Annotated in this window: 15 protein-coding genes; 7 read left to right on the top strand and 8 right to left on the bottom strand. The window is 48.9% G+C overall.

Annotated features, from left to right (window positions below):
• Nucleotides 1-2: 2 nt before the first annotated feature.
• Nucleotides 3-650 carry a GNAT family N-acetyltransferase gene (locus tag HGH90_RS01975; RefSeq protein WP_168763317.1) on the bottom strand — a complete coding sequence of 216 codons (648 nt, stop codon included), beginning with the start codon at nt 648-650 and terminating at the stop codon, nt 3-5.
• Nucleotides 651-842: 192 nt separating this feature from the next.
• On the opposite strand from HGH90_RS01975, the gene HGH90_RS01970 reads away from it, so the two are divergent.
• Nucleotides 843-1,499, top strand: a complete 657-nt coding sequence (locus tag HGH90_RS01970) for a GIY-YIG nuclease family protein (protein WP_168763316.1) — start codon at nt 843-845, stop codon at nt 1,497-1,499.
• Between the two features lie 6 nt (nt 1,500-1,505).
• Here HGH90_RS01970 and HGH90_RS01965 read toward each other — a convergent pair whose 3' ends face one another.
• The 4 genes from HGH90_RS01965 to HGH90_RS01950 form a co-directional block, all read right to left on the bottom strand.
• Nucleotides 1,506-4,688 carry an error-prone DNA polymerase gene (locus tag HGH90_RS01965; protein WP_169190262.1) on the bottom strand — a complete coding sequence of 1,061 codons (3,183 nt, stop codon included), beginning with the start codon at nt 4,686-4,688 and terminating at the stop codon, nt 1,506-1,508.
• A gap of 18 nt (nt 4,689-4,706) precedes the next feature.
• A complete protein-coding gene (locus HGH90_RS01960) occupies nt 4,707-6,209 on the bottom strand; it encodes a Y-family DNA polymerase (RefSeq protein WP_169190261.1) in 1,503 nt (500 codons plus the stop codon).
• 1 nt (nt 6,210) lies between these two features.
• A complete protein-coding gene (locus tag HGH90_RS01955) occupies nt 6,211-6,945 on the bottom strand; it encodes an ImuA family protein (RefSeq protein ID WP_169190260.1) in 735 nt (244 codons plus the stop codon).
• Between the two features lie 191 nt (nt 6,946-7,136).
• Complete coding sequence (locus tag HGH90_RS01950) at nt 7,137-10,007, bottom strand: TonB-dependent receptor (RefSeq protein WP_169190259.1); 2,871 nt, start codon at nt 10,005-10,007, stop codon at nt 7,137-7,139.
• A 110-nt stretch (nt 10,008-10,117) separates the two neighbouring features.
• Here HGH90_RS01950 and HGH90_RS01945 point away from each other — a divergent pair, with 110 nt between their 5' ends.
• Together HGH90_RS01945 and HGH90_RS01940 are read left to right on the top strand one after the other, a co-directional pair.
• Nucleotides 10,118-10,837, top strand: coding sequence for a DUF6882 domain-containing protein (locus tag HGH90_RS01945; protein WP_168763311.1), 720 nt, complete (start codon nt 10,118-10,120; stop codon nt 10,835-10,837).
• Between the two features lie 12 nt (nt 10,838-10,849).
• A complete protein-coding gene (locus HGH90_RS01940) occupies nt 10,850-11,908 on the top strand; it encodes an ankyrin repeat domain-containing protein (protein WP_169190258.1) in 1,059 nt (352 codons plus the stop codon).
• A 57-nt stretch (nt 11,909-11,965) separates the two neighbouring features.
• Here HGH90_RS01940 and HGH90_RS01935 read toward each other — a convergent pair whose 3' ends face one another.
• Nucleotides 11,966-13,618 carry a DUF6138 family protein gene (locus tag HGH90_RS01935; RefSeq protein ID WP_169190257.1) on the bottom strand — a complete coding sequence of 551 codons (1,653 nt, stop codon included), beginning with the start codon at nt 13,616-13,618 and terminating at the stop codon, nt 11,966-11,968.
• 288 nt (nt 13,619-13,906) lie between these two features.
• Between HGH90_RS01935 and HGH90_RS01930 the strand changes: the two genes are divergently transcribed.
• From HGH90_RS01930 to HGH90_RS01915, 4 genes are all read left to right on the top strand, one after another.
• The gene (locus HGH90_RS01930; protein WP_169190256.1) at nt 13,907-15,049 is read left to right on the top strand and encodes an FIST signal transduction protein; all 1,143 of its coding nucleotides are present in this window, start codon (nt 13,907-13,909) and stop codon (nt 15,047-15,049) included.
• Nucleotides 15,036-17,687, top strand: coding sequence for a response regulator (locus tag HGH90_RS01925; RefSeq protein WP_169190255.1), 2,652 nt, complete (start codon nt 15,036-15,038; stop codon nt 17,685-17,687). Before HGH90_RS01930 ends, HGH90_RS01925 begins: the two co-directional genes overlap by 14 nt.
• 61 nt (nt 17,688-17,748) lie before the next feature.
• On the top strand, nt 17,749-18,558 hold the full coding sequence (locus HGH90_RS01920; protein WP_169190254.1) for a response regulator: 810 nt from the start codon (nt 17,749-17,751) through the stop codon (nt 18,556-18,558).
• 67 nt (nt 18,559-18,625) lie between these two features.
• Nucleotides 18,626-18,988 (top strand): hypothetical protein, encoded by a 363-nt coding sequence (locus HGH90_RS01915; protein ID WP_168763305.1) that lies wholly within the window; start codon nt 18,626-18,628, stop codon nt 18,986-18,988.
• A 93-nt stretch (nt 18,989-19,081) separates the two neighbouring features.
• Here the strand turns inward: HGH90_RS01915 and HGH90_RS01910 are convergent, their stop codons facing one another.
• Complete coding sequence (locus HGH90_RS01910) at nt 19,082-19,744, bottom strand: ferritin-like domain-containing protein (RefSeq protein ID WP_169190253.1); 663 nt, start codon at nt 19,742-19,744, stop codon at nt 19,082-19,084.
• A 49-nt stretch (nt 19,745-19,793) separates the two neighbouring features.
• A complete protein-coding gene (locus HGH90_RS01905; RefSeq protein ID WP_169190252.1) occupies nt 19,794-19,964 on the bottom strand; it encodes a hypothetical protein in 171 nt (56 codons plus the stop codon).
• Nucleotides 19,965-19,970 lie beyond the last annotated feature (6 nt).

The raw sequence follows: 19,970 nt of genomic DNA, 5'->3' as shown, positions 1-19,970 counted from the left end.
CGCTATTTTTCTGCAGGAATGGCAGCTGTCGTGTAAGGACACAGGAACTGCCAGTTGAGCGACTCATACAGGGCTTTGCCCTCCGGCGTAGCTACCAGTAAGCCTTGTGATGCTCCATTTGCCAGGGCTGTTTCTTCCAGGGCTTTCATGACAATACTCCCCAGACCCCGACGCTGATGATCAGGCTCGGTGGCAATGCGATCGTAAATAGCATAACCATCGGTGATGGCTATACGACCAATGGCGGCTTCTTCTCCTGCTGTCGTCAATATGCGGACAATGAATATGGGAGCTTCCATTACCATCTCCAGGCGATACCCCGGCGGAAGGGGGTGTTTGGGCGCGCCCATAGGACCTGCACAAATCATCATAAAAGCATGTGTGGTAATTTCCCAGGGAGCGGGTAACAGGGCTGCCAACGCTTCTGCGGGTGCACAAACTTTAATAAACACATAAGGCTCATGAATCGTGGTGGCCAGCGTATGACATTCCTGGCTTATGGCAGGAAAAACATAACGTGTTTTGGCATCTGCCCAGCCCAACTCCGTCCGGAATCCGCTGCCATAAGGCACTGGCGGTGGCACTTCACGGGCCATCGACCAGCCCTTTACCCAGGTTTCAACAATGTGTGGAGCTACTACGTCGGCCATCTGTATCAGGTGATTGTTTTGGTTTATTAAATCACAATGCTAATATAAGCCTCCCGGAAATCACAGACCAATTTTTTACAGGAATATTAGCCAAACAAAGGAAATGATGCCGCCGGCAGATTTGGTGCATAATAATCAGGATCGTAAATTGATTATTAAATTATTATTTTCGCAAAGCGTGAAAACCACCTCATGGAGCAAGTACAAGTTGGCAAATGTGTGTATATTCTCAGTACGGGCAAAAATCTGTATAAAATAGGCAAAACCCAGGACCTGCATAAGCGGCTGGCTGCCTATCATACCCACCTGCCCGTCATGTTCCGCGTCATCCGGCAGTACGCTGCCCTCAACATGACCGACCTGGAGGAAAGCCTGCACATCGTTTTCCAGCATAAACGCGTGAAAGGGGAGTGGTTCGAGCTCAGCAAAGACGACCTGATCATCTGCGACAATATTGCCCGCAATTATGCCCTCCAATCCCTGCAAAAACAACAACGTAAATACAACGATATCGTTTTTAGCGATAACCCTTTGTTACAGGTGATGGAAGCCAACGAAAAATACCTGATGGATTACTCCCGTATCGCAGATGATGTGGAGCTGGGACTCAACAACGACGAAATCTTCCAGCTGCATGAGGGCACCGTAAATAAGGCTATTATTGATACGGTGAGGAGATTACTAAAATATCGTACCCCCAATTCTGCATTCCTGGGCAAATGGCTGCGCATAGTCAATGAGCTGAGCAATGGTACCAGCGAAGCCCTTATCCTGCAGAAATACAAAAATGAAGTGAGTCGAAGTACTATACAGATGATCAAAAGAATCCTGCGCAACCAGCTATATTAACCAACATCACCTGAAGTTTCTGCCCTCCGGGAAAATTTTTCCTTGCTGCGGTTGGTCCTTGCCAACGGCAGGAGTAGCGCTGGCAGGCGCCTCAGCACCTGTAGGAATTAAGCGTTGCAGCAGTTTGGTGAAATTATAACAATGTTGTACCACTACATGCACCACTTCGCCTTCCCGTTGTAATTTACCTTCTACCATGAGCAAACGTGATTGCACGATTTCTTTACGGTAATGGGTAAACAGTTTTTCAAAGACCACCAGGTTGCAGCAGCCGGTTTCATCTTCCATGGTAATAAAACAAACCCCGCTGGCTGTACCGGGCCTTTGCCGTACGAGTACAAGTCCCGCTACTTTTACGAAAGCTCCATCATCCATATATTCCAGGTCTTTGGCCGTCAGCACCTGCAATAAGTTGAGCTTCTCCCGGACAAAGCTCACGGGGTGGGCTTTTAATGAAAGCGATAAGGCGCCGTAGTCATGAATCACCTGTTCGGCGGCCGTCATTTCAGGTAATTGTACACCGGTTTCCGCGGTGCTTTCCGCTGTTTGCCCGGTAAACATGCCTGTTGGACGGTCATGCAGGGCGGATACTTCCCACAATGCCCGGCGGCGATTGAGTCCAATAGAATTGAAGGCATCGGCATCTGCCAGCTTTTCCAGGGTAGTGTGGGGCACGCCCGCTTCCCGGAGCGCCGGAATGCTCTGGTAATGCGAGGTACGGCCAGAAAGCAGGCCGGCAATATCTTCCTCTTTGATGCCTTTTACCTGGCGGAAACCCAGGCGCATAGCCCGGTATTTACCGGAATGTTCCTCCAGGGTATTGTCCCACAAAGAAAAATTTATATCTACCGGCCTTACTTTAACCCCATGCTTCCGGGCATCAATAACGATTTGCGCCGGCTGGTAAAAACCCATTGGTAAGCTGTTGAGCAATGCACAGGCAAATACATCCGGGTAATAACATTTTAGCCAGGAAGATACATAAACCAGCAACGCAAAGGATACAGCATGACTCTCGGGGAAACCATAACTGCCAAAGCCTTCCAGCTGTTTGAAAATACGCTGCGCATATTCCGTATCATATCCATTTTGTACCATGCCATCTACCAGTTTTTTCCTGAACTTACTAACCTGGCCGCCGGATTTGAAAGTAGCCATGCTGCGTCGCAGTTCATCGGCTTCCGATGCGGTAAAGCGGGCCGCTACCATGGCAATTTTCATGGCCTGTTCCTGGAATAATGGTACGCCTAATGTTTTTTCCAGTATAGGAATTAGCTCAGGTTTAGGATAAGAAACCTTTTCTTCTCCATTCCGTCTGCGCAGGTAAGGATGTACCATGTCGCCCTGTATAGGACCCGGACGTACAATCGCCACTTCGATCACCAGGTCATAAAATTTGTTAGGCCTTAACCGGGGCAGCATCGACTGCTGGGCCCTGCTTTCTATCTGGAATACGCCAATGGTATCGGCATGACTCACCATGTCATACACCGCCTTATCATCCTGGGGAATATTGGCTAACGTGAGATGAAGATCATAGTGATCATGGGCCAGGTGAAACGCTTTGCGGATACAGGTAAGCATGCCCAGGCCCAATACATCTACCTTCAGGAATCCCAGGGATTCAATATCATCTTTATTCCACTCAATATTGATCCTGTTTTCCATACGGGCATTCAGCAGCGGGCACAGGTCTGATAATTTTCCCTGGGTGATAATGAAGCCACCGGTATGTTGTCCCAGCTGGCGGGGAAAGCCGATCAGCTGATCGGTTAATTCCAGCACTTTGCGCAGATGAGGATCTGCCGGGTTAAAGCCCTGACTGGACAGCTGTTTGCCTTCATACCATTCATCATTCAGTTCCCACATCGTATCAGACAACCGGTTAATCATATCTACCGATAATCCCATGGCCTTTCCAACATCACGAACAGCCCCTTTGCGCTGTAGCTGTGTAACAGTAGCCACAATAGCGGCCCGGTCACGCCCATATTTATTGTAGATGTATTGAATGACTTCTTCCCGGCGTTCATGTTCAAAGTCTACATCAATATCCGGTGGCTCGTTACGGGCAGAAGAAAGAAAGCGTTCAAAGAGTAAGTCGAATTTGGTGGGATTAACAGACGTAATGCCCAGGCAGAAGCAAACCGCAGAATTAGCCGCGGAGCCGCGTCCCTGGCAAAGTATATCCTGGCTGCGGGCAAATCTCACGATATCGTATACTGTCAGGAAATAGGAGGCATAATTCATCTCTTCGATAAAGGACAGTTCGCGTTGGATATCTTTTTTTATGCCGGCAGGAATATCGTTTCCTAATTTTTCAACAGCGCCATTCCAGGTTAAGTATACCAGTTCTTCCTGTGGGGTACGCCCTTCGCTGGTGAGTTCTTCCGGGTAGATATACCGGAGAGTGCTGAGGGAGAACTGGCAGGCCTGGGCTATTTCCTGTGCGCGACGGATGGCATCGGGATATTGCCGGAATAGTCGTTGCATTTCCTGTGGAGGTTTCAGGTATCGTTCTGCATTTTCGTGTAGCCGGTAGCCGGCATTGTAGATGGTACATTTTTCCCGGATGCAGGTAAGGATATCCTGTAGCTGCCTGCGTTCGGGATGATGGTAGTGTACATCGTTGGTAGCCACCAGGGGGATATGCATTTTTTCTGACAGCTGTGAAAGCCGGAATAGTTTTTTAAAATCATCTCCCTGGTAAGTGCGGGTAGCTGCCAGGTATAGCTGTTTGCCCAGCGCTTTGCGGTATTCCTGCAGGGAGTTTTTAAAGGTATTTTCGTAGTCGAAACTGGCATTGAGGGCTGTTGGCGCCAGGGCAATAAAGATCATCCCTTCGGCATGTTCATATACATCTGCTTTGTACAGGTGGCATTGTCCTTTTTCTGCCCGGAGGTTTCCTTTCGTCAGTAGGGCCGATAGGCGGCTGTAAGCATCCTGGTTAGTGGGGTAGGCCAGCAGGCTGGGGCCGTCCAGCAGCTGGAGCTGGCAGCCGGGAATAATACGTATATGCTGTTCCTTTGCCGCAGTATGTGCACGTACAATGCCCGCCAGGCTGTTGATGTCTGTAATGGCAATGGCCGTATAGCCCAGTTCTATAGCCTGCTCTACCAGTTCCTCTGGATGAGAACCGCCACGTAAGAAGCTGAAGTTGGTGGTAACTTGTAACTCTGTGTAATGCATACGCTGCTATTTCATTCTTCACGCAAAAAATCCATGGATAAACCATTGGTGCGGCTGGTCTACATCATAGTGTCCTAGCCGGAAAAGCCAGTAGCGCTGGCCTTTTTCATCCTCTACACAATAATAATCGCGGTGGACGCCTGTTTCCAGCCACCATTCCCGTTCTACGCGTTCGGGGCCGTCCGCTTTTTTTACGCGGTGCAGTTCTCCTTTGTAGCGAAACAGCATAGGCGGATAATCCGGAATGGGAGCGGATACTTCAATGAGCGCGGGTTCCGGTAATAGCCGGATAGGTCTTGGGCGGTCTGTTCTCCAGGCAATGTCCGGGCTCTCCTGCAGGCTGGGCGCTTGTTTGAAAGAACGTTCCGGCCAGTGATGCTGATCGGGCAAATACCGGTGTACAATACCGGCGCCTATTTTCCCGGTAAGGCGGTCGAGCAGTTCGGCTACCATCCTGTCGTCGAGGTTGCCGGCGCGTGACCACAGCGCTTCCTGGGCTGTTGATACCCCTTCCACCCTCGAAGCTTCCAGCACAAATAACTCGATGCCCAGCCCCGGCGCAATCTGCGAGATATGCTGGTCAAACAGTTTAAAGAGATGCCGGCTGTTGTGAGAAGGACGATTGGTGCCGATACTCACCTCCTGTACCTCGTTGTCTACCCGGTAACATTTGAGCCGGGCATTACGCAGTCCCTTTTCTTCTTTTTGCAATCGTCCGCAAAGTGCTTCCAGCAGCCGTTCCAGGGCAATGGTGATGCCGGTGGCGGTCATAATAGGTTCCAGGCAGGGCAGCCGTTCTTCATAAGGCTCCGGGCGTTGCAGTGGCATAGGAATTTCGGGTTCCATGCCCAGCGCCTGGTCCAGCCGTTGCAGCAGGCTTTGCCCGAAGCGCCGGCGCAGAGCGGATTTGGGCATGTTAATGAAACTGCTTACCTGGTAAAGTCCCAATTTATGTAAGCGGTCTAGTACTTCCGGGTCCAGTCGCAATGCAGCCGGAGGCAGGGGTAAAAGGTGGGCCCGTTGTTCATATGGAGGCACTACCGGTGTTACCCGTCCATAGCGGGCTACTGCCCAGGCGGCGCCGATGGTGTCGGCGATGGCAGCCCTTACATCATAGCCAAACTCTCTCAGCCGGGAGCGCATGTCTTCCAGGTAAGGTACTTCGCCGCCCCAGAGGTGTGAACACCCTGAAATATCCAGTATCAGTCCATCGGGCGGATCTATGGCTGCTACTGGCGTATAACGTATACACCAGTGCCCCAGTGCGGTCAGTAATTTTTCAGGTAGACCGGGCACTTCATCCAATACCTGTAAGGAGGGTACCAGGGCGCGGGCATCTGCCACCGCCATGCCTGTATCAATTCCCTGGGCTTGTGCTGGGATGTTGGCAGCAGTAATTTTCATCCGGCCATGATCCGGCGCAGCCAGCACAAAAGGTACTTCGCGCAATTCCGGCTGCCGGCGGGTGAACCAATCCGTTTGTAAATGGCGGAACCATATGGCAATAAAGCGGGCCGGCATATTATCCTATTTTACGAAGCGGGGTTTGTGGAAGTGCAGTAATGGCTTCACGAATGGTATGAAAGCAGTTATCATACCAGGTAAGCCGCCAGGAGCCAGGCTTGCCACTGCGCATTTTCAACAGCGCTACCTGCCAGGAAGGAAAGCCCGGTCCGGGCATGCGCTCTTCCTGTTCACTCACCAGGGGCGTAATCTGCCACCGGGCCACACAGGTGGTGCTGGTCAACTGTCGTGGCTGATGCCGGTGCACAAAGCCTGTCACTTTACTTTGCTCTACCGCCAGTTGCAAACGCCGGGAGGCAGTAAAACTGATTTCTTTCAGCTCGCCCACTACTGCTGCCAGTCCATTACATTTCAATGCTTCTTCCATTGCCCACAAAGCGTCTTTATCGCGGGATACATCTACAAAAACCACCTGGTCAGGTGCAATACCAAAATGCTGTAGAGCCGGTGGGAATATCATCCTGTTGGTGCTGATCCAGATACAAATACCACCGTCCTGCATCAGGCAACCCAGTATGCCACTAAGAAAACCCGAAGTGGCCGCTGCGTCCTCAGCACCCATGCTGATCAATTCATGTATATGACCGGTGGGAAATATTCCTCCCGGAAAAGCTTCTCTCAACGGCCCAAGTCCTACATCCACCGCGGCATTATTTAATGTCGGCTGGTGCCCCTGTAAAAGAAGAATATCTTTTTGCAACTGTGCGATGATATCTGCTTTCGTGGTAGGCATCTCTAAAGTTATTAGCTAATTATTTTAGCAAAAATACTAATTATTTTAGTTTGTATTGAATATTATTTTTCCTCTTTTGATAGTAATTAAGAGAGAAGCCTTTAGCCAGGATCGTAAAGAAACCAAATAGGAAAGGAGCCAAGCATTTTATAAAATGCTTGGCTCCTTTCCCGGCAAGATAAAATACTATTTTAGAAACTAAACGCTACTTTAGTAAACAGCCGTATGCCGTTAAAGCCCATCTGCACAGCATCCCAGGGCCCGCCGGTTTCTCCGTCGTAGGCAGACAGTTTGGCGCCCGGAACATACCCAAGGGCAGGGTGTACGTTGAAAATATTGTCAGCGCCCAGGAACCAGCTGATATGTGAAGAAAACCGGAAGCTGGCATACAGGTCGGTCACTGCTTTGCCATTGTAGTTGAATTGTTCCGGTACCAGGGTACCATCGCTATCCAGTGCTACAAGTGGACTGATACCGGTGCCCTCCAGGTTAGGGTCGCCGGGCAGCCCGGTACCTTCTTTCGCCGGATCGCCGGCAAAGCCGTATCCCAGCAACACAATTTTACCGTAGTAGGTAACGCGCGCGCCCACACTAAATTTATGGATGCCATATTCCAGGTTTAAGCCCAGCTTCACCGGCGGCGCAGATGCCAGCACAAAATGTTGTTCCCGCTCGCTGAAAAATTCTCCCCGGTGCAGATAGCTATCGTTCAGTTTATCAGGTACATTAATCTTATCGATGTTCATATGTTGCAGGTTGCCGGTAAACAACGCCCGGAAGTGCTGATCATTCCATTTCTTGTTGTAGTCTATCACGATATCCACGCCATAGTTGGTGGTATTAACAGCATTGGCAAAGAATTGTGCATTGTTGATCCTAAGTGCATTGAGCGTATCCCGGAATTGCGGATCGAGTGTAACATCACCGGCATCAAATTGACCGGATAATACAATACGGTCTTTCACTTTTACGAGATAACCATCTATGGTGATGGTCAGCGCATTGACAGGCTTCCAGGAAAAGCCAAGGCTCGCGTTCACAGATTTTTCCTGCTTCAGATCAGGAATACCGGCTGCTTTGGTAATTGAGCTGTAGTTCGGCGCAATTTTTACTTCTGTGATACGTCCCCCCTGTACGTTGGTAAATTGAGAACTGTAATTGATCTGCTGCAGGGAAGGCGCCCGGTAACCGGTACTAACGGAACCGCGTATATTAAAATGAGGAGCTACCTTGTAACGGGCTGCCAGTTTATAGTTGCTGGTAAACCCAAAGTCGCTGTAATTCTCTGCCCTGATCGCAGCGCCCAACAGGAACTTCGTCGTAATATCCCATTCTGCATCTACATAGCCAGCTATGTTGGAGCGTTTGGCATTTACTGCGTCAGAGGGCCGGTATCCGGGAAATCCCTGTGCACCGCTGGCCTGTAGCGTATCCGGGTCAAAGTTGCGCCAGGATTTTTCTTCACCCGCATAAATCTTATAGTTTTCATACCTGTATTCTGCTCCCAACGCAAGGTTGAAGCCTGCACCCAGATGAGGAATTTCTTTGGTGAAGGTGAGATTGGCAGTATTTTGCAGGAAGGAAAAACCGCCATCGTCGAAATGAGTAGGACTGGCAGTACCTATCAAGGAAGCATTGAAGGTCTTGTCGCCATAAAAGTGGAAATCATTTCTGCCCAACGTATTGCTGAGATCCCATTTCCAGTTATTTCCCAGGCTACCTCTTACGCCGGCAGCCAGTGAAGCATCCTGTATATGTGTTTGTATATGCGGGTTGAAAATGGTATCCGCCAGATCATCAGGCGTAGGAATACTTTCCATAATACCAGGAACAAAAATAGCATTGCCATTTTTCTGCGTAATGGGAAAACGGTTTGGATGCCCACTGGCTAATGGATTGTAGCCATGTAAAGTTCTCGTATAGGCGTAAGCGTCAGAGGATTTATAATTATAACCGCCAAACGCATACACTGTAGTGTTGCTATGTGCTACGGGGATTTCCATATTTAACATACCGCCGCCGGTGGTCACAGAACCATCACCATGAGCGCGCCGGCCGGTGTTGATAGGCAGTCCGCCGGCACTCGTTAAATTAGTATCCAATACCTGCCGGAATGTTTTTCCCTGTCGCAGGAAATTGCCCGACAGGTTAATGAACCCACCATTTTTACCTATGGGGAAGCCGTAGTTGGCGCCTATGGTAACGGTATTGCCGTCGATAGCGCCAGCAGATTCATACTGTTGTAAACTGCTCTTAAAATGCGTATTAAATTTATGATCGTAATAACCGGCATAACCCGTATTGATGGTAAGACGATTCACATCTTTTTTGAGGATGATATTGATCACACCTGCAATAGCGTCGGAGCCGTATTGCGCCGAGGCTCCATCACGCAGGATTTCTACCCGGTCAATCGCCGATTCTGGAATGGCATTCAGATCAGTGCCGGAATTCCCGCGGCCCCGTGTACCAAATACGGATACAAAAGCGGTTTGATGCCTTCGTTTTCCATTGATCAATACCAGTGTCTGATCGGGACCTAATCCCCTCAGCGTGGCCAGGTCTATCTGGTCAGCGCCATCACTGCCGCTTTGTTTGTTGTAGTTAAAAGATGGGGCAGCAGCGTTGAGCAGGGAGGTGAGCTCCATTTTAGCGCTGGGCAGCCCCGCCTGGTTCACACTGATCACATCCACCGGTACCGGGGTTTCTGTTTTGGCCCGCCCGCCGCTACGGCTACCCACTAATACTACCTGGGTAAGCTCCGCTACCGCGGGCACCAGTTGTACATTTATTTCCGTTCGCCCGTTAATGCTCACTTCCTGGGTGTTGAAACCCACGGAACTGAATTCAAGTACACCGGTTGATGGCGCATCAAGCGTGAAAATACCGTCTTTATTGGTTTGGGTACCTTTAGGAGCAGACTTCACCCTAACGGTAATACCCTCCAATGGTGCGCCGCTCCCGGCATCGGTAACTTTCCCGCTGATCTTCTGATTTTGGCTGAATAAATAACCTGCACATAGCATGAGGATGGCCAGGCAAGGTAGCAGTTTGAGGCTCATATAATGGGGGATTTCAGATAAGTTAAGGAAAAAAAGCCAGACTTACATAAAAAGTCGAAGAGAATGCGCTATTTATTTCCCTATTTTTGAACCAGTCTAAATGACCTGCTATGAGTTTTTTAAAATATATTTCAGGAAGAGACCCTCACCCCGGTAACCCTGCTACTACGGTACAAGGCTTGCTGGAGCAGTACGGCGGCACCAGTCTCGATAAACAGCATAATCTTTACGATGTCATAGGCGAACATAATTGGGATGCCGACCTGGATGCCGGCACTATCAGCTTCGGAGAAGGGAAAGTATTTCCATTGCAGGTACTGGGTACTTTTTCGCATAGCGCTCAGACCTGGTTGTGGGCCTGGGCCAACGCCCAGTCGGCCATTCCGTCGGCGGTACTCGAACAGGCCTTACAGTTGAAAGCATATGGTGTGCAACACAATATCGACCTGTTTACACGCCCCGATTTTGATGCGGAAGAAAACGAACTTCACCGCATTGGTATGATCGCCGCCGGCATATTCGATGCCAGCGCCTACTACCTCGCGGATTATGGCCAGGGTATTCTGCTGGCTACTATAAACGGCGAACAGGTAGACCAGGTGGAACGTAATAATCTCGCGCGGCCCCTGTCTGTTTTTCCCCAATTGATCAGCTTTTTTGAAATGAATCATAAAAACGCATTCTCCAATTACCTGACCCAGATAGGCTATACCATTGCAGAACAGCCGGAAGCGTTAACAGCCACCTGGAATGGCCATACGATTACCGCCTCTTTTGATGAACAGTCCAGGCTTACACAGCTGAATGGCAAAAACTCGCCTATTGCATAAAAGATATCACATATGAAATTATTTGGCCCTGACGCGGAATTAACGGAACTGGCTATACGAATGATGAACGAAGACCTGGCTGCGCTGGAGAATGAGCACTCAGCCGGATGGGATGTGAATGCCGCCTTTCATGTAACCCGGCATGTAGACGTGCCACCCCTGACCCTGGCCCTGTCAGAGCATAAAACCAAAGTGATTCACTGGTTACTGGAAAAGAATGCAGACGTCAATAACAACGATTATCCTGCACTGATTACGGCAGCAGCTAGTTGTAAACCGGCCATTGTACAATTGCTGATTGATAAAGGCGCCGCCGTAAATCAACAGGATAAGGTAGGTAAAACAGCGCTGAGCACAGCGTTATACGGAAAGCGATATGACAATATCCCCGTATTGCTGGCCAATGGATATAACCTGGCTGAAGATGGCCGCTCATTACGGCAAGCTGTTTTCAACCGGCAGTACCCCGCTATTAAAATACTCCTGGAAGCCGGCGTGGATGTTAACCTGCATCAGCCAGATATGGTGTTCCCCTACAATCCAACCCCGGTATGCGTAGCTGCGCAGAACAATGATTTCAATACGGTGAAATTGTTGGTGGAAAAAGGTGCGGATGTAACCATCAAGGATAAGTATGGAGAAAGACCTTACAACGCCGCAGTAGCCAATAAAAATGAACAAATGATCGCTTACCTCAAAGCCCTGGAACCCCCGGAATGGCACGAGGAAGCGCAAAGGCTGGCAGCACTGAAAAAGTATAAAATTCCGGCTAAACTACTGGCGTTGCTGAAAAGCGACCATCGCCGTATGGAAATTCCGGGAAACGAATATGTAAGCTATATCGAGTTTAACCGTATCGTCGATCTCAAAGAGGTAAACTGGAACAAGCATACCTTCCTGGACCTCTTGTCGGACGCAGATAATTACGGCGCAGAAGGCCTGCTGGTGTGGTACCCCAAAAAGAAATGCCTGGCCTCTGCGGATTATGAGCACGGCGAGTTAAAAGAATTGGGAAGCGTGGATGATTTTCTCCGCAACCCGGGCGAACAGCTGAATAGCATATTTGAATAGTGGTGAAAGCCGGGAGTGCTGATCATCAGGTCAGCACTCCTGCTAAAAACGGTTATGTTATTTGGCGGCCGCGGCCAACACGCCTTCCAGGGAAGGATCTGCAGCTTTCTTCATCGCAATAGCCGCCAGCTTTTGGGTGCCACCCCATATCAACCCTATAATATGTTCAATTTCATGTCCCGGTAATTCCCGGACCAGTTCCAGCAACAGCGAGGCGTATACCGGTTGCTCAAATACCTGTAGCTCCCGGATGGGCTTCATATCCTGGCAGGCCAGCAGGCAGCGGAAAATGGTAGGGATAGTATCGGCATTCACACCGTATTGACTAATCAATGCCAGGGTAAAGTGATTTTGTACCGATTGATGCTCGGTATCTACCTGCTTCATATAATCCTGTACCAGCTGGAAATAATCTGTACTGGCCAGGCCCAGGCCAAATACGGCATAGGTGCCGGGTAGGCAGCACATTTCCCCTTCCGCGTTGGAATACCATTCGTAGGGCCGGGACATGGCTATACGGGCGTATTTTTCCAACAGGGGAAACAATGCTTTATAAGTCAGAGCGTTGGCAAAGAAGCGATGTGTACCCTTTTTGCCGGTATTTTTAATGGGAAGAAAATTTTTGACTTTCGACTTCAGCTCAATGGCATAGCTACGCGGAAAGTCCTGTTCCAGCAAACCGATGAGATATTCCAGCGCCTGTTGATAAGCATCCTCGTTTTCATGGCGTACCCATATGCTAACGGTGCTGAGTATATCATTACACTGAAGCTCAACGCTGTTGGTTGTAACCCGCTTAAACTTACCCGTACCGGATTGCAGCAGGGTAGTGGCGGTGCTGCTGCCCAGTTCACCGGCCAATTCTGCCAGCCGTATACCCGTGGCTTGGGAATAGTTGGGAGAGTATTTAATGATCATCACCGCTGTGTATACCAGTAGCTCGAGTAAGCCCGGATCCGCCGCCGGACGGTCGGATTGCAGGGTATATACGGTGGGCTGGAAAGTCGCTTTTGTAACGGTATAAAAACGCGGAATAAATACTTCCTCTGCCCATTGCTGCAGCGCATAAATGATATGATGCCGGTGCTGTGCCAGGGTATCTTTATTCGCTTTATTCAGCTGGCTTATCTTATCGAAAATAGCTATGATACGGGGAGCTTCCAGCGGGTGAAACAAGCCTTCATCCAACAGGTGCCGCGACAGGAAAAAGGTGTCCAGTGCTTTGGTAGGATATTGTCCGTTATCGATACGTTGATCTATATATTGAGCAATAGCGGATAGTAGCTGCTCGCGCCTGGACTCACTGGTATGGTTATACGGTGCTATGGCGATACGCTTGCCGTTAACAAACACCTGGCCATATACCCTAAACCGGTAGTCGAGTATCGGGAGTTCGATATACTGCGCTATCACCGGTTGTAGAGCTGCATGCAGTAAAGGCTCCAGTTGTTTTACCGCTTCGGGATCAGTGAGTACGCCTGTAGTATCAATGTCTTCATAATGCATATCGGCATCGCTGAAATCATCATCAGAAGTGTACAGGTACATTTCCCCGTTTTTATACACAAACCGGGCGAAGTCGAATATGCCCACTTGTAACCTGGATTGTTTTACAATAGCGGCGGCATCCTTTTTTTTGTTTAATTGCTCCAATAGTACAGACACACCATGGGCGATGTCTTTGGCAATAGTTTCCGGTTCGTTGGTCATTCACAATGATTTGGGTTACAAATAAGGCGGCAATTTAGAGATTTATTGGTTGAAAGGGAAATAGGGCAGAGATGTCCCCGTTTACCCGGTACGCGGCCGGGATTTTTTTAAGCCGGTTAAATTTCATATTTTTAAGTATATAAGCTTTGATAATCCCATTCATTTTATAATATTAACGTATACAGGAAGTTTAGGAGTAGAAGGAAAGCGCGGAAAGTTATTATTGGTCATAACCAGACTGCTATTAAGAGACTTTAGTATTTAATTGGTCATCTAAAAAGTCCCGCCTTGAAAGCCGCATTATACAAATTTCAATCCGGTCAATGGCAACGCCATCCCCAGAGTCAGCCGCTGAGCGAAGACGCCGCCCGGCTGGTGCTATGCTTTGCTTCCAGGTCAGTCCTGGAAACATCTTCCATCTACTCCCAGTTGCACGCGAGGTTCCCCCATGCCGAGATTGTGATCTGCTCTACGGCGGGTGAAATTTACCATACGGAAGTGCTGGACGATGGGTTGTCGCTGGTAGCACTCGATTTCGACGCCACGGAGGTGGTCTCCCGGTCCGTGCACATCAGCAATTATTCCAATAGCTATGAGGCAGGAACAGCGCTGATAGAGGCCTTTACCATGGAAAACCTGTCGCATATATTGGTTTTCTCCGATGGTAGCCATGTGAACGGCAGCGAGCTGGTGCGGGGTATGAACGCCACCACTTCGCAGAGCGTCCTGGTGACAGGGGGGCTGGCCGGTGATGGCGACCGCTTTGAGTCCACTTTTGTGGGGTTGAATGACCATCCCGAACAGGGGCTGATTGTAGGTGTAGGTTTTTATGGCGATAAATTACAGGTGGGACACGGTTCTCAGGGAGGATGGGAAACGTTTGGCCTGGAGCGGATGGTTACCCGCTCAGATGGAAATGTTTTGTTTGAAATGGACGATAAAAATGCGCTGGAATTATATAAGCGTTATCTGGGTACAGAGGCGGAATCTTTGCCCGGAGCAGCATTGCTGTTTCCGTTGGCCGTGAAATTACCAGGTATTACTGCACCTATTGTCCGCACTATTCTGTCTATCGATTCCGATAAAGGCAGCATGACTTTCGCCGGCGATATCCCCGAAGGGGCCAGCGTGCGATTTATGCGGGCTAACTTCGATAAGCTGACCATCGCCGCTTCCGGCGCTGCTACACAGTCATTCCGACATGGGAGCCAACAGCCGGGCTTCGCGCTATTAATCAGCTGCATAGGCCGGAAAATGATCCTGAAGTCCCGCACAGAGGAAGAGGTAGAAGCCGTAGATGAAATATTTGGACACCATACCTTGTTATCCGGTTTTTATTCCTACGGTGAGCTGTCCCCACTCCTGGATGGCGTGAGCTGTCAATTACACAACCAAACTATGACAATAACGACGTTTCATGAAGTGGAATAAGTTACTGGAAAGGCAGATAAAGAAGCATCTCCCAGCGGAGTTGCTCAACCATGAAGGACTCCGGTCATTTCTTAATACAGTAAATGAATCTTACAACGGGTATGAGCGGGATAGCTATCTCGCGGAAAATGCTTTTAAGCTCAGCGAGGAAGAGTTTATTGCGGTAAATAAACAGCTGGCAGAAGAATTGGCGCTGAAGAAAGTATCTATCGGGCAACTGAAAGATGCTATTTCAGCATTCAGCGAGGATAGGTGGAGCCTCAACAGCGATCACCTGCTGGATGTTGTTGGCTTCGTAACATTACAAATAGGCAGGCGTAAGGAAGCAGAGGCCAGGCTATCGACCACGGCTAACCGCTTTTCTACGCTCATCGGCAACCTGCCAATGGGCATATTGGTGGAAGATGAACGGCGGATAATTGGGTTGGCCAACAGCTTTTTCTGTGATATGTTTGGCATAAAGGAAGCGCCTGCAGCACTCATCGGTAAGGATGGCACTACTCTGCAGGCCCGGTATAGCCATATTTTTGCAAATCCGGAAGCCATTAATCTGCATATTAAAAGCCTGATTGAAAAGAAGGAGTGGCGGGTCAATGATGAAGTAATGCTGGCCGATGGCCGCTGCTGGGAAATAGATTATGTGCCTATCTTCATGAACCAGGTGTATAAAGGGCACCTGTTGAACTACCGCGATATAACTGCCCGCAAACAGGCGGAGCAGGCCATCAGGATGAAAGAAGAAAAGTACCGCAGCATTATTGAAAATATGAACCTGGGCCTGCTGGAACTGGATACTGAGGAACGTATCCAGTATGCCAACCATAGATTTTGTGAGATGTCGGGCTATGGCCTGGATGAATTATACGGTCAGCGTCCCGGGGCCTTATTTGCCACGCCGGCCGACCAGGAACTGGTGGAGAGCAAAAATGAACTCAGGAAAAAGGGCATCTCTGATGCCTACGAAATAGCGGTACACGACAAGAGCGGAGCACAGAAATGGTGGTTGGTGAGTGGCGCGCCCCGGTACGATGATTCCGGCCAGATAGTAGGGTCTATAGGTATCCATCTCGATATAACAGACCAAAAAGAACTGGAATTTAAACTCAATGATGCCAGTGAAGCTGCCGGGCAATCCGCCAGAGCCCAAGAAGCCTTCCTGGCCAATATGAGCCACGAAATCAGGACCCCGCTCAATGCCATCATGGGCATGAGCCGGCAACTGGAAAAATCATCCCTGGACGATAAGCAACGTTTCTTCCTTAACACCATTAATACCGCTACCGACCACCTCCTGATCGTGATCAACGATATCCTCGATATCTCCAAAATTGAAGCGGGAAAGCTGAACCTGGAACATATCGGCTTTAACCTGGAGGCCGTAATAAAGCATGCCTGCCGGGTAATGCAGCCCAGGGCCGATGAAAAAGGCCTCCAGCTTAAATGCGAGATCGATGTAAGCATAGCGCCGGTACTACTCGGCGACCCCCATCGCCTCAACCAGGTGCTACTAAACCTGATGAGCAACGGTATTAAGTTTACTGAAACGGGTGACGTGGAAATACGTTGCCTGCTGAAAGAACAACGCCCGGGTATACAAGTGCTGGATATCATTGTGAAAGATACCGGTATCGGCATGGACCAGGAATTCCTGGCCAACCTGTTCGAGAAATTTACCCAGGAAGACAGGACCACCGCCCGGAAATACGGCGGAACAGGCCTGGGCATGTCTATTTCCCGGCAGCTGGTAGAACTGATGAGCGGACAAATAACCGTTGAAAGTACCAAAGGCAGCGGGACTACCATACTGCTCAATATTCCTTTTGAAACAGGTGTCCCAGCCGACCTTCCGGAGAAACGGCATAGCGTGGCAGATACCCGGTTGTTGAAAGGAAGAAATGTGCTGCTGGTAGAAGATAATGAAATGAATCGCCTCGTGGTTACCACCATATTGGAAAGCTACGGCGTTGTTTTGGCAGAAGCAGTGAATGGTGCAGACGCTGTTGACCGGTTAAAACAACAGCCTTTTGACCTGGTGCTGATGGACGTACAGATGCCCGTGATGAGCGGATTAGAAGCCACCAGGATTATCCGTAACGAATTAAAGCTAAATATTCCTATTATTGCACTCACAGCCAACGCCATCAAAGGAGAGAGTCAACGATGCCTGGCAGCAGGGATGAACGATTTCGTTTCCAAGCCTTTTGAAGAAGAAGAATTGCTGGGTAAGATCACAGAACAGCTGGATAGAGGAAATAACTTCGGGAAAAATGTCTACCATTCAAACGGCCGGCAGGAAACCAGTGAACTCCCGTTGTTCAGCCTTGCTAAAATCGAAAAAATCGGGAATGGAGACAGCTCCTTCACGAAAAAAATAATCAATTTGTTTCTGCAGATGATGCCCGCATCCGTAGCAACGATGCAGGATGCCGCAACTACCGGCAATTGGGAATTGGTCAGGAAAACGGCCCATAAAATAAAACCAACTATTGAAAGTATGGACATCTTTTCATTGTTCCCCGTCATCCAGGCGCTGGAACATATCCCGGAAGAAAATATAGCAAGGGAACAGGTCATATCAGAGATCAGTAAGCTGGAAACTGTTCTCCATCATGTGGCGGTACAACTGGAAAGGAAATAACAGGCGTACAAATGGCTATAGCCTGAGGGCTGTTAATATAACAACGAAAAAGAACGATTCAATGTCAACAGAATATACAATAGTATCACCTGACCAACCCCTTCGTATCCTCATCGCAGAAGATAATGCCGTCAATATGATGGTGGCAGTCACTATCCTGAACCGGATTTTGCCAGGCGTCACTATCCTGGAAGCAGCAAATGGAGTAGAGGCGGTAGAAAAATATAATGAAAGCCGGCCGGACATTGTGTTTATGGATCTGCAAATGCCCGACAGGAACGGGTTTGAAGCTACGGAAATCATCCGGAGAACAGATCCCGCTGCACAAACACCTATTATCGCCATCACTGCCAGCGATATGAAAGAAGAAAGAGAGAGGTGCCTGCAGCTGGGCATGAACGACTTTTTGCATAAGCCATTTGTAGAAAATGCCATGATTGCTTTACTGGAAAAATGGATCCCCCCATCGGCAGCAGAGATGCGCACAATCACCCCGGAAATACAAAGTAGCGATAGCCTGCACTTCAATATTGCTATCCTGAAACAATACCTGAGCGCAGATATCATTGGCTACACCTTCCTGCTGGAAATAATGGATGCGACCATCATGGAGCTAAGAAAGCTAAGTACCCAGATATGGCAGCATGACGAACAATGGGAAGATACAGACTTGAAACGTATCGGGCATAAGTTATACGGAACTGCTACTACCGTGGGTTTGATGGAGCTGTCCCGGATGGCGGCAGATATGCAGGTGAACCCCGGAACACCAGGAGAACAGCGGAAATTGCTGTTAGCCCAATTGAAAGAGGAATTGGATTACTGTATACACCTGCTCGAAGAGTCCACCGCACAGCTACGCTATGGATGACCGGATAAGGCCACACTTTGATGGTTGTTATCAACAACTTATTTGTAACTAATTACATCCGAAAGATATGAGCTTCGACATTCAATTATTCAGCGCCCAAACGCGGGAGCGTGAACAGCAATCAGGTAATGATAGTTTCTTTGATAACCCGGATAACCTGTCGCCCTTTACGGAAGAACAGTTCCAAGGATTGAAAGAGCGGTTGCAACAATATGAATACGTAATAAATACAGCAGGGAAAGACCAGGTAGAACTGGCGCATCCTGATTATAATATCCGCGTACTGTTGACCCGCAATGGAGTGTATTTCACTGCTGGCTGGGACCAGGAGAGTATTTTTGAGGCAGGCATGACCGCTTCAGAGTTTACTGACTCCGGTGAGTTCTGGAAATATGATCCGCAGAATGGGGGCTGGGAGGAAATCGCGTAAATGCTGTCCACATCGTGGCACAAGTAAATGGAATACTTCGACAAGTATTCCATTTACAATTTGGTCACTATTTATCAGTGCTTGGTTGTTATACTATTCTTCGCTGGCTTCGTCATTTACCGCGCCTTCTGCCAGGGCAGTCAATGCTTCGTCCGTAGCTTTCTCATTTTCCAGTGTCTGGGAAAGCAATTGCTCTACATCGCCATGCCCCATGGTGCTGGCAAAAACACGCAAGCTGCCATAGGTGGCGATCTCATAGTGTTCTGCCTTTTGCGCAGCCAGGATTAAGGCGGCATCCCGTACCTTAGACCCCGCTTCCGTTTCTTCAATGACGCTATTGGCTTCCTCGATGAGCCCTTGCATAGCATCACATTTTTTGGCGACAGCCTTTTCTCCCAATATCTCGAATATATTTTCAAGCGTGGATACATGCGTCTGGGTTTCTCCGGCATGTTTATCAAAAGCTGCGGCCAGCTCAGGACTGGTGGATGCTTTTTTTAGTTTGGGTAAAGCCTTTACCAGGGCTTTCTCTGCCCAGTAAATGTCTTTTAATTCATCCAGGAAAAATTTGTGAAATTCAGAGTGAGGCATCTTTTCCGCACGTGCAGACTGCTTAGTGGCCGCCTTCTTTGCAGGGGATGCTTTCTTTGCGGTGGCGGCGGACTTCTTCCCGGCAGGTGACGCTTTTTTATTAGTGGAAGAAGAGGTCCGGTTGTTTGCTGCGGATGATTTCCTGTTTTTAGTAACTGTTGCCATAATTTAATAGATTAAAAGGTGATAACGGTTAGCGATCCAAATTATATGCCTATGAACGGTTTTGCGTGAAACCTGTAACAGTATTTAGTTCTATATGATGATTCCGCTGACAGGTCATGGTGAATTGTGGAATCAATTGCTCAAAGTGGCCATGGCAGAGGGCGGATGCGCTGGTCTCTTCTTTGCTATCTGACAACAAACAGGTATCCTCACTCATCATACTTAA

The sequence above is a fragment of the Chitinophaga sp. Ak27 genome (assembly GCF_012726295.1).
Taxonomy (GTDB): Bacteria; Bacteroidota; Bacteroidia; order Chitinophagales; family Chitinophagaceae; genus Chitinophaga.
This window is presented reverse-complemented; position numbering and strand designations above follow the sequence as displayed.

What these genes read in the sequence shown, in the direction of transcription:
- HGH90_RS01975 (WP_168763317.1), bottom strand. Translation starts at nt 650, where the DNA reads ATGGCCGACGTAGTAGCTCCACACATTGTTGAAACCTGGGTAAAGGGC.
- HGH90_RS01970 (WP_168763316.1), top strand. Translation starts at nt 843, where the DNA reads ATGGAGCAAGTACAAGTTGGCAAATGTGTGTATATTCTCAGTACGGGC.
- HGH90_RS01965 (WP_169190262.1), bottom strand. Translation starts at nt 4,688, where the DNA reads ATGCATTACACAGAGTTACAAGTTACCACCAACTTCAGCTTCTTACGT.
- HGH90_RS01960 (WP_169190261.1), bottom strand. Translation starts at nt 6,209, where the DNA reads ATGCCGGCCCGCTTTATTGCCATATGGTTCCGCCATTTACAAACGGAT.
- HGH90_RS01955 (WP_169190260.1), bottom strand. Translation starts at nt 6,945, where the DNA reads ATGCCTACCACGAAAGCAGATATCATCGCACAGTTGCAAAAAGATATT.
- HGH90_RS01950 (WP_169190259.1), bottom strand. Translation starts at nt 10,007, where the DNA reads ATGAGCCTCAAACTGCTACCTTGCCTGGCCATCCTCATGCTATGTGCA.
- HGH90_RS01945 (WP_168763311.1), top strand. Translation starts at nt 10,118, where the DNA reads ATGAGTTTTTTAAAATATATTTCAGGAAGAGACCCTCACCCCGGTAAC.
- HGH90_RS01940 (WP_169190258.1), top strand. Translation starts at nt 10,850, where the DNA reads ATGAAATTATTTGGCCCTGACGCGGAATTAACGGAACTGGCTATACGA.
- HGH90_RS01935 (WP_169190257.1), bottom strand. Translation starts at nt 13,618, where the DNA reads ATGACCAACGAACCGGAAACTATTGCCAAAGACATCGCCCATGGTGTG.
- HGH90_RS01925 (WP_169190255.1), top strand. Translation starts at nt 15,036, where the DNA reads ATGAAGTGGAATAAGTTACTGGAAAGGCAGATAAAGAAGCATCTCCCA.
- HGH90_RS01920 (WP_169190254.1), top strand. Translation starts at nt 17,749, where the DNA reads ATGTCAACAGAATATACAATAGTATCACCTGACCAACCCCTTCGTATC.
- HGH90_RS01915 (WP_168763305.1), top strand. Translation starts at nt 18,626, where the DNA reads ATGAGCTTCGACATTCAATTATTCAGCGCCCAAACGCGGGAGCGTGAA.
- HGH90_RS01910 (WP_169190253.1), bottom strand. Translation starts at nt 19,744, where the DNA reads ATGGCAACAGTTACTAAAAACAGGAAATCATCCGCAGCAAACAACCGG.
- HGH90_RS01905 (WP_169190252.1), bottom strand. Translation starts at nt 19,964, where the DNA reads ATGATGAGTGAGGATACCTGTTTGTTGTCAGATAGCAAAGAAGAGACC.